Source organism: Dethiosulfovibrio peptidovorans, assembly GCA_002748665.1.
Taxonomy (GTDB): domain Bacteria; phylum Synergistota; class Synergistia; order Synergistales; family Dethiosulfovibrionaceae; genus Dethiosulfovibrio; species Dethiosulfovibrio peptidovorans_A.
This window is the reverse complement of sequence record PDTB01000021.1, coordinates 26,493-40,129: the sequence shown is the minus strand read 5'-3', so window position 1 is coordinate 40,129 and position 13,637 is coordinate 26,493. Positions and strand designations below refer to the sequence as shown.

The 13,637-nt window shown below is 52.2% G+C and carries 12 protein-coding genes; 3 read left to right on the top strand and 9 right to left on the bottom strand.

All coding sequences use genetic code 11. From position 1 onward, the window contains the following. Nucleotides 1–173: 173 nt before the first annotated feature. Nucleotides 174–1,778, top strand: coding sequence for a peptide chain release factor 3 (locus tag CSA35_05700; protein ID PIE54439.1), 1,605 nt, complete (start codon nucleotides 174–176; stop codon nucleotides 1,776–1,778). Between the two features lie 82 nt (nucleotides 1,779–1,860). Then, entirely contained in the window at nucleotides 1,861–2,412 is a 552-nt protein-coding gene (locus tag CSA35_05695) for a hypothetical protein (protein PIE54438.1), read from the top strand. A 116-nt stretch (nucleotides 2,413–2,528) separates the two neighbouring features. On the opposite strand, the gene CSA35_05690 is transcribed toward CSA35_05695, so the two are convergent. Then, a complete protein-coding gene (locus tag CSA35_05690; protein PIE54437.1) occupies nucleotides 2,529–3,161 on the bottom strand; it encodes a methyltransferase type 11 in 633 nt (210 codons plus the stop codon). Nucleotides 3,162–3,609: 448 nt separating this feature from the next. Between CSA35_05690 and CSA35_05685 the strand changes: the two genes are divergently transcribed. After that, nucleotides 3,610–3,945, top strand: a complete 336-nt coding sequence (locus tag CSA35_05685; protein ID PIE54436.1) for a tRNA-binding protein — start codon at nucleotides 3,610–3,612, stop codon at nucleotides 3,943–3,945. 139 nt (nucleotides 3,946–4,084) lie between these two features. Here the strand turns inward: CSA35_05685 and CSA35_05680 are convergent, their stop codons facing one another. From CSA35_05680 to CSA35_05645, 8 genes are all read right to left on the bottom strand, one after another. Next, nucleotides 4,085–4,882 carry a serine hydrolase gene (locus tag CSA35_05680; protein PIE54435.1) on the bottom strand — a complete coding sequence of 266 codons (798 nt, stop codon included), beginning with the start codon at nucleotides 4,880–4,882 and terminating at the stop codon, nucleotides 4,085–4,087. Continuing rightward, complete coding sequence (locus CSA35_05675; protein ID PIE54434.1) at nucleotides 4,883–6,184, bottom strand: permease; 1,302 nt, start codon at nucleotides 6,182–6,184, stop codon at nucleotides 4,883–4,885. A gap of 217 nt (nucleotides 6,185–6,401) precedes the next feature. Then, complete coding sequence (locus CSA35_05670) at nucleotides 6,402–7,760, bottom strand: hydrolase Nlp/P60 (GenBank protein PIE54433.1); 1,359 nt, start codon at nucleotides 7,758–7,760, stop codon at nucleotides 6,402–6,404. 11 nt (nucleotides 7,761–7,771) lie between these two features. Then, nucleotides 7,772–8,932, bottom strand: coding sequence for a hypothetical protein (locus CSA35_05665; GenBank protein PIE54432.1), 1,161 nt, complete (start codon nucleotides 8,930–8,932; stop codon nucleotides 7,772–7,774). Nucleotides 8,933–8,971: 39 nt separating this feature from the next. Continuing rightward, nucleotides 8,972–10,060 carry a dipeptide epimerase gene (locus CSA35_05660; protein ID PIE54431.1) on the bottom strand — a complete coding sequence of 363 codons (1,089 nt, stop codon included), beginning with the start codon at nucleotides 10,058–10,060 and terminating at the stop codon, nucleotides 8,972–8,974. Between the two features lie 125 nt (nucleotides 10,061–10,185). Next, complete coding sequence (locus CSA35_05655) at nucleotides 10,186–10,536, bottom strand: hypothetical protein (protein ID PIE54533.1); 351 nt, start codon at nucleotides 10,534–10,536, stop codon at nucleotides 10,186–10,188. Nucleotides 10,537–10,636: 100 nt separating this feature from the next. Beyond that, nucleotides 10,637–12,541, bottom strand: coding sequence for a C4-dicarboxylate ABC transporter permease (locus CSA35_05650; GenBank protein PIE54430.1), 1,905 nt, complete (start codon nucleotides 12,539–12,541; stop codon nucleotides 10,637–10,639). Nucleotides 12,542–12,620: 79 nt separating this feature from the next. After that, nucleotides 12,621–13,622, bottom strand: a complete 1,002-nt coding sequence (locus CSA35_05645) for a C4-dicarboxylate ABC transporter substrate-binding protein (GenBank protein PIE54429.1) — start codon at nucleotides 13,620–13,622, stop codon at nucleotides 12,621–12,623. Between the last annotated feature and the right edge of the window lie 15 nt (nucleotides 13,623–13,637).

Below are 13,637 nucleotides of genomic sequence, written 5' to 3'. Positions count from 1 at the left end.
AAGCAAACGAATGCGCAATAGACCAACGCGAATGAACTGCTCAACAGGCAGCATCTGAGAGACATGTACCGTCCTCAAGGTATCTCAGGAAAAGCCGATCCCAGCTCGATAATGTATAATGTTTTTTTGCATTGAGACCGACATTCGCCCATCTCACGGCAGGAGGCATCACCATGACCGACATACAGCCCCCTCAGCTCCAAAAGGAGATCGAACGGCGCCGCACCTTTGGCATCATCAGCCACCCCGACGCTGGGAAGACCACCCTCACGGAAAAACTTCTCCTCTTCGGAGGGGCCATCACCATGGCCGGAGCCGTCAAGGCCCGAAAGTCCGCCCGACACGCCACCAGCGACTGGATGGCCATCGAACGGGAGCGTGGGATCTCAGTGACCAGCTCGGTGATGAAATTCGAGTACAAAGGCTACGAAATCAACCTCCTGGACACCCCGGGACACCAGGATTTCTCCGAGGACACCTATCGGGTTCTTACCGCCGTGGACAGTGCCGTCATGGTTATCGACAGCGTCAAAGGCGTGGAGGAACAGACGAGGCGTCTGATGGAGGTCTGCCGCATGAGAAACACCCCCATCATCACCTTCGTGAACAAGCTGGACCGAGAGGGGCTCTCCCCTCTTGATATCATGGCTGACATCGAGGAGACCCTCCAGATCGAGTGTGCCCCTATGACGTGGCCCATCGGCATGGGGAAGGGGTTTAAGGGTACCTACGATCTGATCAAAAAGGCATTGACCCTCTTTCGTCCCGGTTTTGAGTCCCTAAGGGATCAGGATCTGGTGGCGGTCATCTCGGATCTGTCGGACTCCCGTCTGGACAGGCTTCTGGGATCTCAGGCCCAAGACCTCCGGGACGACGTGGCTCTCCTGGAAGGAGCGGCTAACCCCTTCGACCTGGACGACTATCTCAATGGAAGCCAGACACCGGTGTTTTTTGGCAGCGCCGTGAACAACTTCGGCGTCCGGGAGATGCTGGAAAGCTTCGTGGAGATCGCCCCCTGCCCAGGCCCACGGAGCACCACTACCCGGGATGTATCCCCTTTTGAGGACGCTTTCTCAGGCTTTGTCTTCAAGATTCAGGCGAACATGGACCTGGCTCACCGGGATCGTCTGGCCTTCATGCGGGTCTGCTCCGGTCGATTCTACCGGGGTATGAAGGTCCGGCACCATAGAATTGGTAAAGACGTGGCCATGTCCAATCCAACCATATTCATGGCTCAGGACCGGGCTCTCGTGGAAGAGGCATGGCCCGGTGACATCGTGGGAATCCACAACCACGGAACGATCAAGATCGGCGACACCTTCACCGACAAGGAGCCTCTTCAGTTCACAGGCATACCCAGTTTCGCTCCAGAGCACTTCCGCAGAGTTCGCCTGGAGTCGCCCATGAAGTCGAAGCAACTCCAGAAGGGGCTCCTTCAACTCTCTGAAGAGGGAGCTATCCAAGTCTTCCGACCTATTCAGGAGAATATCTTCATTCTCGGGGCCGTGGGCGTTCTCCAGTTTGACGTAGCCGTGGCCCGTTTGAAGGATGAATACTCGGTGGAAGCCGGATACGAGAGCTCTCCCTACTCGGTGGCTCGCTGGATCCGCTGCAACGATCCTCATAAGCTGGAGGAGTTCGAGAAAAAACATCAGGCCAACCTCGCCAGGGACAGTGCCGACCAGCTAGTCTACCTGGCAGCTAACGCCTGGGACCTGAAATATGTCGAGAATCACTGGCCCGAGGTGGCTTTCCTCAGTACCTGTGAGCATCGATAATCTCGTTTAGCAGACCTTGACAGAGGGCTTCGAACAGAGGAATATGAGATTACAATACGGATATTATCAGGAGGAATAGACGATGCGTGTTTTGTACGTACTTCTTGGAGTCGTAGCGGTGGTCATCTTATGGGCTATTAGCACCTATAACAAACTGGTCAAAATGGACAATCTCCGGCAGGAAGGCTGGAGCGGCATAGACGTTCAGCTCAAGCGTCGCTTCGACCTGATCCCCAATCTGGTCTCCACAGTTCAGGGGTATGCGTCTCACGAGAAGGAGACGTTCCAACAGATTACCCAGGCCAGAGCCGCAATAGGCCAGGCTCAGACCGTGGCCCAACGGGCCCAGTCGGAGAACATGCTGAGCGGAGCGCTGAAGAGCCTTTTCGCCGTAGCGGAGAATTACCCGGAGTTGAAGGCCAACACCAACTTTTTGCAGCTTCAGGAGACGCTCTCGACAATAGAAGACGAGATTCAGATGGCACGCCGGTACTACAACGGCACCGCCCGAAATTTCAACATCGCAATCGCCAGCTTCCCTGCGCTGCTCATAGCAAAACCCGCCGGCTACACCAAAGCCGAGTATTTCGAGGCAGAGGAGAGCGAGACGGCTCTGCCTCACGTCAACTTCTGACAGGCATACACTGCCAGTGCCCCTCCTGCCCTGATCTGAAGGGGCACTGGCAGCTCAGTTGGCAAAAACGTCTCCCGAGCTTCTTAATCAATGTCAGGGCTTACGCCCTAATGTTGTCAGGATTTCTTACGAAACATCTGGCGACGTACGATGGAGTTGACGTATCGATCACTCGTCAAGACCAATCCCTGTCTCCTGCAGATCTCAGGGTAAACGTTGTTCCAGTTATCACGGTTCCTTTCGCCCCACCGACAAAAAGGGTACCAAATGATACCCTGGAGACCGAACTTGGGGCGACTCCAGTCGATCAGAAGAAATCGTCCTCCCGGCTTCAGGACCCGGGCGACTTCAGCGATGGTCGACCTCCGAACCGAGGGCGGCGTCACATGAAGGGCCATGGAGGTCATGACCAGATCGATCGAACAGCTCTTCATAGGGAGCTCATCCATAGAACATCGGGAAAAAGACAGGTCACAGCCATAGTGGGAACAGCCTTCCCTGGCTCGATTCAGCTGATCTTCCGATAAATCCACCCCAACGATCTGCCCGCTCGGAGACGATCGCTCGGCTAAGGCAAAACTCAAGGCACCGGGGCCACACCCCAGATCTACGGCCTTCATCCCGGGCTCCAGAACCACGGTACCCAGGGCCCGACGATAGAAAGACTGTCCCATACCAAACAGAGCAGCCCATCGTTCGTAGTTGGCTCCACCCAAGGCACCGGTGAACGTTCGCCCCTTATCTTTCATGGGAACACCTCTCCTTTCAATTCAACGTTATATTTACATGCAGGGGTGTATCAATACTAGGGGATCTCTAAAAACTCAGAAACCCGCCTCAGGTCGTTTCGACGGAGCCCATTTGAGGTTCGTATTTTTGACCTGCCATCGTGAAGTATCGACTGGGGCGACATCCTGTCGCCCAAAGCCGAGAGGGCACAGGAAGAGCCTTTCGAGGCGACGGTACGGAGCAGGCAGGTCAAAATACGTTTGAGCGAGACAGGGCTACGGCGGAACGACCTAAGGCTGGGAGACTCGGATGTAGGTTTTTTAGAGGTACCCTCTAATGAACGGCATAAACGCCCCATACCATGACGACAGTTGTCAGAGAGAAACTTTAAGAATAAACTATGTTGTACAGGTCACGAATAGGACATGTCCAACATGAAATAACGCTAAGACAAAAAGGAGACCCCTTATGACCATATCACAGGACGACTTCGAAAATATCGACATGCGCATTGGCAAGATCCTCCGGGTCGAGGTTAACGAGAAGGCCAGACATCCCGCCTACAAGTTATGGATCGACATGGGGCAGGAACTCGGAGTCCGGCAGAGCAGCGCTCAATGTACGGATCTGTACAGCCAGGAGGACCTTCTGGGGCGCTTGGTGGTCTGCGTCGTAAATTTTCCTCCCAAACGCATCGCCGGGTTCAAGTCGGAGGTTCTGGTTCTCGGAGCCAACGACGATCAGGGCAAGGTGGTCCTCCTGTCAACAGAGCGACCGGTCCCCCCGGGGAGCCGTCTGTACTGAGTTATTCCTCGGATATCTTCGTCCTGATAGCACAACAATAACTTTGACAAAAAAGACCTATACTGAAATACTTAAATCAAATATCTAACAACAAAGAGAGCTTCTTCATGGGGCTCTCTTTGTTATTGACGATCACAACTTAGGACTTAAAAGTATTATAAACCACCCTTCCGACATCACGACAGAGCTCAATTCCAAGGCAAGGATTAGCCAACCCCTCAGTAAGCACTGTAACTATGATTGGATTGTTCTCTTTATGAAAAAACACACCACAATCGTGTTCCGAACCAGGAAGCTCTCCGGTCTTATGAGCTAAAAATCCTTCCAGCTCATCCACATCTGATACGGGAATCTCTCCTGCAAGTTTGGAATTAAGCTTTTGACAAGACAGCATATCTAAGGCTCTTTCTCGCAAAGGGAACATGTCTTCTAAGGTCAAGGACCTTATTAGTTTTTCCATATCTCTAGGGGATGTATAATTATCCTTGCCTATCTTTTTTGATTCAAAATCCATCATCTTACGGCCTATGACTGTCTCTTTTAACCCTAATAAACCTATATCCTCATTTATTCTCTCCAATCCAATATGGTCTATCAAAAGATTTGCGGCAGTGTTATCGCTTACCGCTATCATGAGAAGAGCTATATCATCAAGGCGAAGACTCCCACCTGGAGCCCTTCGGTGTAAAAGCCCCCCTTCAACAATCTGATCTCCGAGTATATCGATCTCATCCTCAAGAGACCAAAGACCTCTATCGCTCCCCTTAAAAAGAGACCACAAGACCGCTAATTTTATTAGACTTGCAGAGGGAAATACACGAGAATCATTATGGCTCCATCTGAAATTCGATCCATGAACAGATACCACAAGCCCAGCAGTAGCACCAAAGGCCTCAAAAGAAGAGACCAAGGAGGTTAAATTATCAAAAATATCCAATTACATCACCATTATAATAGCTCTTGCTATAACATACATGATGGTGCAAAGGACAATTAGCCATCCGTTACAGAGAACCGATTTCAGATCATTGGATCTGGCCAACCCCATCTGCCCCTGCATATCTCCTTCGGGGATGGCAAAAGACGTCATCTGAGAGCCTATGAGGAGGACGGCAACCCAAAGGGTCATAGGAATATTCAGGCTTTGCACCAAAGGCAAGAACATTTTATTAAGGACCTCAGCCTGAGCAACAGCAGCCCCTGGAACGCCAAATATACCGACCATGGTAGAGAAAGCAATGAAACCCACCACACCACCATCCTGAACCATAGGTTCCAGTATTCCGGCAAGAGCTTGGAAAGCACCTGTTTCCGAAATAAAGTTTATAAAGGGATCTAGCAAAACAAAGAAAAAGAAAAGCCATATAAAGTTTTTAGCTCCATTACAGATAGAATCTATAATCTCTACTGGCCCGAGTTTTGCAGCTATTCCAGTCAATGCCGCAGTTACGAGCATTATGGCAACGACAAAAGTCGATCCACCCTCCATAACTATACCGTAGCCAACCATAACGAACATAGTGATGAGAAAAACCAGAGTAGCTCTGCGAACGGAAGAATCGGGCTTCCAATGGGCACTTTCTTTGGCGATATCCTCCTCAGAATAATGGTTCTTCCCTACAGAATTTTTCTGAACTCTTCGTGCCCAAAAGAACGTTACCAGCCACATTATTACAGAAACAGGCAAGCCTGCGTGCAGCAAAACCTGAGGATACGATAAACCCGTAAATTCCATCAAAGCCACCATTGGCGGGGTAAAAGGTCCAAGGAAGAGTCCAGAAGCTCCCGCCCCATGAAGAAGGACCGCCATAGTATTCGGGGTAACACCAACTGCGGCAGCAATCGGAATAAGGATAGGAGCAAGTATAGCATTGCCACCTGCCATGGTTCCGAGAAGACTCACGATAATAACAGAACAGAACATAACCACAAGAAAGGCCTTGTTTTGGGAGTTGACGTTCCACCTTTCGGTCACCATAAAAACAAGATACCTGACAACACCAGTTCGCTTCAACACCTGCCCTAAACCAGCTCCAAGCAGAATGATCATGCCTATATAACCTAAAAATGACCCCAAACCACCCCTAACCGCAGAAGCTATATCCATAATACCATGGTGCCCTATAGCCGCAGCCACTAACATTCCTACTATAACGGCAAAAATTTGACCAAACTTGGTAAAACAAAGAATGATATAGACCAACAACGGTATAAGACCTAAAAGGCTTCCACTTCCCATCTTGAATACCTCCTATTCTCATAAACGCAGCCAACGCATTCCTTCAAACATCCTTCACAAGTAAAGCCACAGCAAAAAACCCATATTTTTGCTGTACCCTTATCTTCTCCTTATGTCCGTATTCAACGGTAACGGCCTAGAGCCACCACAGCCCTGCTAAAGCCTGAACCCCAACCAGCATCCTTATCGAGACGGAACTCAAGCTCACTGAGCTTAATTACTTTTTCTCCGTCCCATCAAACCCGGGAAGAAAAGTTATCGTCCTGACCTTGGGTAAAAGTCCCTCTTTAGCGACATCCTTCCTCTCTATGCCGGGCCGAAGCGAGGTTATCACGGTACGCCCCAAGATAGCCCGACCGGTGACATCGGGATCGGACGTCAGAAGACGAACACCCCAGGTGTTGTGAAGGAGAGCCGGACGGCCTTTCCATAACCCCAGGTACAAGCCTACGTGTCCTCTCAACCCGATAATCGTTCTGAACGGGAGCCCCTTCTCCGCTATAAGCTCAAGCTTGCGCTTCCACGGCTCCTTCTCCACGTCAATATAGGTGTTGCTTTTCGACTGAGGCCCAGAATCCCGGGGAAGCCAAAGGCCGAAGGGACTCACCAGATCTCGTACTGTGGCAGAACAGTCTCTGTTCTCGTACATACCGCCCCATCCGTAGGTTTTTCCCATCAACTTCGAAGCCAAACGAGCTACGCCCTCTGCGCTGAAGGGCACGGGCATTTCGGCTCCATCACCTTTACGGACGATCCCTTTGCAGAGAGCGACAGTTCCATCAACTGTACGCAAAGGAACGTAGACGACGAAGGTCTCCTCTCGCTCTTCACATATCGGAAGAACCGCACCTATATGAGTCCTCACAAGGAAAGAGGACTTTTCGTCGCAAATCGACACATCGTCTTCGACGACTGCCATATAGCGCCCAGTACGGTACTTCTTTATAAACGCATCGTCCACAAAAGCGACGTCTCTGGCAGGCACCCAACCGGGGATAGTGCCGGTACGGCAGAGCAGCCAATCACCTTTACCGTTAACATGTCGAGCTCTGACGGGAACGCCAACCCAAAGAGCCGTGTTCTGGAGATAATCAAACGGGTAGCCTTCGCCGGCCTCTTCAGGATTCGCAAAGAAAGGACGCATCGTCGGCAGGAAACGCGCCGAGGTATTGAACACGACAATAGCCTTCTTGTCCATGGCAGGGAAGCTTTCCATGGAGACATCTTGAACCAATCCGTCCTTTATCTTTTGGGTGATAGGTAGGAGGTTCTCTCCCCACCTGTCCTTTTTCGTTATTGAAAGGCTCCATCCTTTTGAGAGCTCACCGTCATCGTCAGAATCCCAGGGGGAGAAGAACTCTTTGAGATAGCTTTTGAACAATTCTTCCTGTTGCCTGGTCGTCAGATAGGGAACGTCGGCCCCTGACTTGGGAAGATAGGCCGATACATCCTGAGGGAAGTCCGTAAGGTCCTGTATGGTTCCAACCAGATCGTTCACAGGAGCAGCTTCGACAACGGGAGAGAACAGCAACAACGACAAGGCAACGATCAGAGTTGCTTGAAGAAACATACGCATCACAGCACCTCCTACAGGATCGATAGGATTTTACCTACAAGGAGTCCGCCGCCGGTACCGATGATGTACCCCATCATAGCCATAAGGACACCGATGGGAACCAGGGCCTCACTGTACGCTGCCGCCAGGATCGGGGCAGACGCCACCCCGCCGATGTTCGCAAGGCTGGCAACACCGCAGGTGAACAGATCAAGCTTGCATATTTTGGCGATGATTGCCAAAGTTACGGCATGAACCGCCAGGATAACGAAGCCAGCCAGAATATACATCGGGGCCTCGGTAAGCTCGGCAAAGTTGGCACGGGAGGCAATCAGCCCGACGATGAGATAGAGGATGACGTTCGCCATCTGAGAGGCACCGGGAAGCTTGGACATAGGAGTCATCGCGCAGAGAACACCCGCCACCGTAGCGAGAAGAACGGTCCAAGTCGTGCCGGACATAAACGCCGTCCGGGGCAAAAAGCCCGCTGCCGACTGACAGAGAGCGGATACAGCCAAAGCAGCCCCCAAAAGAAAGAGCATGTCGCTGAAAGTCGTCTCTTTCCTCATGGATTCATAGTGCTCCGAAAGCTCGGCCCCAACTCTATCGATAACGCTGGTGTCGGATTTCGTCCACCGATTGAATTTCATGGCAAACGGCACCATTCCCAAAAGGATCATGACCCAGATCGAATAGTCGATCGAGTCGATGAGCAGGGTGTATCCCATGTCCGCATCGGCGATGTTCAAAGCCCCCTGGATGGCCACCATATTGCCCGTTCCGCCCATCCAGCTGCCGCACAGTGCAGCAAAGGCCTTCCAGCTGTCTGGAGAGAGGTTGCTTTTGAAGATCAGGAACATAACGACGAATCCAAACGCGATGCTGAAGGCCGCAGCGAAGAAACCAAGGAGCATTTTAGAACCTAACTTCATAATTTTCCTGAGGTCACACCGAAGCAACAAAAGGAAAATCATGGCGGACAACAGGTTTCCCTTAACTCCTTTGTAGATGGCGTTGACGCTATCGGTCTTGCTCCAGAAACCAAACGTGGAAAAAAGCATGCATATGAAATAGATTACCACCACAGCAGGAACGTACTCAAAAAACTTTCCACGATAATGACGCTCGGTCAAAACGACGAGACCTGCAAAGAAAGCGATAAACGCAAGATACGAAAAGCCATCAGTAATCATGCTTACACCCTCCTTATATCCGTATTCGACGGTAATGGCCTAAAACCACCGAACTCCCTCTAAAGACCGAACGCCCAAACCAGCATCCCTGTTGAGACGAATCCCAGGACCGATAAATTCAGCGCCTCCATCCACCGGATCGGAGGAACAGAGCAGCGGGCCATCCAGGTCAATTTTTGTCACGACACCGTATGCTGCTGCGAGATGGGCGGCTGCCGTAACGCTCACCTTTCCCTCCAACATGCTACCGACCATCACCTGGGCACCCCAGACCTGTGAGAGCGCCACGATCCTCCGGGCCTCCGCCAGTCCACCGCACTTCATGAGCTTGATGTTCACGATATCGGCCGCTTTCCGACGGAAGATCTCCATCGCATCGGCAGCATACCAGATGCTCTCGTCGGCCACCACGGGAACGCTCGTTCGTGCCGTTACATAGGCCATGCCATCCAGATCTTTGCTGTGAACCGGCTGTTCTACCAGCTCGAGCGCTATTCCGGCATTCTCCAACTGATCCAGAATGCGAACGGCCTCGTCGGGTTTCCAGCCCTGGTTGGCGTCAATCCTTATGGTCACCTCATAGCCCACGGCATCTCGAATCGCTTTAAGTCGCTCAAAATCCTTTGCCGAGTTCTTGCCAACCTTGATCTTGAGCACCCTATACCCCTGCTGAACAGCGTCAAGAGCATCCTGAACCATTTCATCAGGCTCGTTGACACTGATGGTCATGTCGGTCTCAATAGCTGTTGAGACACCTCCGAACAGTCGATACAGAGGAGCCCCCAAAGATTGGGCCCAAAGATCGTGAAGGGCTATATCCAGAGCTGCTTTAGCACTTGTATTACCGACCAAAGCCCCCTCCACTGCCTTGACATTACCGTCCAGATCTTCAGCATCTCTCCCCACAAGAGCATGACACAGATGATCCTGAACAGCCCCAAGGATAGCCCCTGTCGTGTCCCCGGTGATGACGCCTGTAGGCGGCGCCTCCCCGTAGCCAATAAACTCACCGTCGGTTTCAACCGCCACGATGACATCGTTCACCGCATCGACCGACCGGACCGCCGTTTTGAAAGGTTTCTTCAACGGCACAGAAAGAATCCCCGTTCGCACAGCTGTGATTCTCACGTCTCCATCGCCTCCCCTCAAATACAAAACAGCAGATACAGACCTCCCGACAAGGAGACCATATCTGCTGGATTTTGCCATCCCCGCTGTTCAGGGCCACTGATCAGGCCGATGGACAAAGCAGCCTATTCAGTTGTTGAGCTCTTCCTCTGAGCTTTACAAAATTTTTTGACCGCATCTTTATAGGCCACAGCGATCGCTTTTTGAGAAGACCCCAAATAACGACAACGAATCGAACACAGCAGGTCTTCGTCGACCACTGCCAATGATCTGCCCAGAAACAGACCTCGAACGAATCTGTTGGTCAAAGGCAGGGTAAAAGAGGCCTCAAGATCAACGATCTCACCGGAGTCAATTTTGACTACAAATGTAATAAAAAAATGAGCGTAGGTATGAGTGATGGGGTTATCACTGCCGCTCTTTGCGTTCCCGATAACACAGATCGTATCTACCGGGAAAATCCTCTCGTCACGCATGCCCTTTGCTACATCAGTATACCGCACTCCATCCATGAGCTCAACATCCCTCTAAAAAACGAAGATTCCAACAGAAACGTCTTAAACACACATATATAGGCTACAGTCCCCGTCTATGACGAATCCAATGCTGGAGGAAGAGCAGGGTGAACACGGCCAGACTAATCAGACGAACCGTTCGAAGAGGGTTCACCAGGGCAATACCGTTGATGGCGAACAGTCCCCGTTCCCACAAGGGCATCTGGCCTCGTAACATGCCTATAAGCCCGGCGGACAGAGCGAAAACACCGACAACGGCACACAGCAAAGTAGGCAAGAAGCGAGCCCAAGTGAAGTCGATGAACAAAAGCACGGGGTTGTAGACAAACAGGTAGGGTAGGAGAAGACCCGACATAGCCAAACCAAACCCCACCACGGCTACCTTCATGGGTTTGGCGTGGGCCAAACCGGCCGCCGTGTAGCTCGTGAGAGCGACTGGTGGAACGACTGCAGACATGGTGCCGTAATAAAAGGCAAAAAAGTGTGCCGCCAAGGGAGGAACTCCCATTTGCTGAAGAGCCGGAGCGGCAATAGTAGCCGTGATGATATAGCAGGCCGACGCTGGAAGCCCCATACCCAAAACGATGGCCGCCAGCATGCATAAAATAAGGGCAGCCCAGAGCTTACCACCTGCGAACATGATGATGTTCATAGCGATGACCTGTCCGACTCCGGTCATGCCCACAGCCCCCACGATGAACCCCACGATTCCGCATGCGATGCCTACCGGAGCCGCACTTCGGGCCCCGCCGTCCAGGGCTCCGATAAAGTCCTTTATGCCCATCCTGGTCGATGCCCGACAGGAAGAGAGAACGACTATAGCGATAAGCCCCAGAAAAGCTGAAAAGAGGGGCGTATACCCCGTCACCAGGAAATAGACGATCAGGACCAATGGGATCACCATATGCCCCTTGTCCATAAGAGTGGCCTTGAGGGAGGGGATATCCTCTTTTTCCAGGCCTTCCAGACCGTTACTCTTGGCTCGAAGATCCACCATGGTCATAATGGCCCCATAGTACAGCAGAGCAGGGACAACACCGGCCAGCATGATCTTCACATAGGGGATACCCAGAAAGGTACTCATGATAAAGGCCGAGGCTCCCATGATGGGAGGCATAAGGATACCGCCTGTACTGGCCGCAGCTTCCACAGCTCCGGCGAAGAAGGGTTTATACCCGACCTTTTTCATCAGGGGGATGGTGAAGGCCCCAGTGGTAGCTACGTTAGCCTGAGAGCTGCCCGAGATACTTCCCATAAGAGCCGAGGCCACGACCGCTACCTTGGCGGGCCCCCCTCGATACCGACCGGCAAGGGCCAGAGCAAAATCGTTGAAGAACTCGCTGGTCTTCGTAGCCGCCAAAAAGGACCCAAAGAGAATAAACATAAAGACGTAGGAGGACGAGACCATCAAGGTGACCCCGTATATTCCCTGGTCTGTAAGAGCCATCCTGGTGATGACTCGGGCCCAGTCAAATCCCCTGTGGGCAAAGAGCCCTGGGAAACAAGGACCATATTTGGTATAGACCAAAAAGAAGACACACAGACACGTAAGGGGAAGGCCCACGGCCCGTCTGGAGGCTTCAACCAGGAGCAGCATGGTCATCACCGAGATGATCAGATCCCATTGGGTAACCTCCAGGTTGGTGGCAAGAAGCCGATCATAACAGAGTACCACGTAGAGACCTCCTGCCAAAGCCAAGGCGGTACAGAGCCAATCCACGTTGCTCGGGCGGTCACGGCGGGCTCCAGCCGAGGCCGGGACATAGAGGTAGATCAGGGCCATCATGGTGGCCAGATGAATAGCGTTCATCTTGATGGTTATCATCAAGCCGATACTGTTCATCCAGCAATGAAGCAGGGATATCCCTACAGCCAGGGTTACGGCAAAGGTATGGACAACTCCAGAGAACTCCCTGTTGGGAACATGCTCCCCAGGGGCAAGTATCTTCAGAATATTCGAAAACACAGACACCACTCCCTCCAGAATCTAAAATGCGGTGCTGGCCTGGGCCGGCACCGCATGGTGTATGAGTATATCGTATAGCCTACTTGGTTCCAGGCGGAAGAAGCCCCTCGGGGATCTTGAATCCCTTCTCCCGGAAGAAACGAACGGCTCCGGGATGGAGCGGTGCACCGTACAAACCAGCAAGAGGATGCTCATAGTCCACCTTCGAAAAAGCGGCATGGGCCTGCCCCATGGCCTTTCGATCACCGTAGATAACCTTGAGAGTCTCGTAGACGATCTCCTCGGACACCTTGTCGCTGACGATAAGAGCCGATTTGACGCCCACCAGTTTCAGTGGTTTCGTTTGCTTGGGATAGACGTCAGCCGGGATCACGACCCGAGCGTAGTACGGAGCCTCAGTCTGAAGAGCCTTAACCTCGTCATCGGAGAACTCCAGCATACCAACCGACGTCCGACCGGCATAAAGTTCGGAGACGGCCGAGACCGGATATCCCGTCTCAGCGTTGAAGGCATCAAGACGACCGTTCTGGAGAGCCTGCGCTGCCTCGCTGTACCCAATGTATTCGGGCGTGATGTCGTCAAAAGTCAGCCCCGCTACTGCCTGAAGAACCAAACGGCTGGTGAACTCGGTTCCCGATGCCGGCGGTCCCACGGCCATCCGCTTGCCCTTGAGGTCTCCCCAGGTGTTGATGTCGGCCTCTTTGCGAATGACGATCTGGGTGACGTCAGGCCACAAACCCATGACATACCGAAGGCTGGGAATCGCATTCCCCTCATATTTCTTGATACCCTTATAGGCAAAGCCCGTGAGGTTTGACATGGCGATGGCCATCTCAGCCTCACCGTTTTTGAGCATTTTCAGGTTTTCAACGGTGCCACCGGAGCTCTGGGCAGAAGCCTTGACCCCCTTAGCCATGAGTGCTTTGTTCATGCTGTTGGCGATGATAGTTCCCACGGGGTAGTATGTTCCACCGGTAGACCCTGTAACGATGGTTACAAAATCAACGGCCAAAGCCGTTCCCACCATAGCCACGATCAACATACCGGCTATGACAATTCCCCATATGGTTTTTCTGCTCATTCGCATCGACCTCCC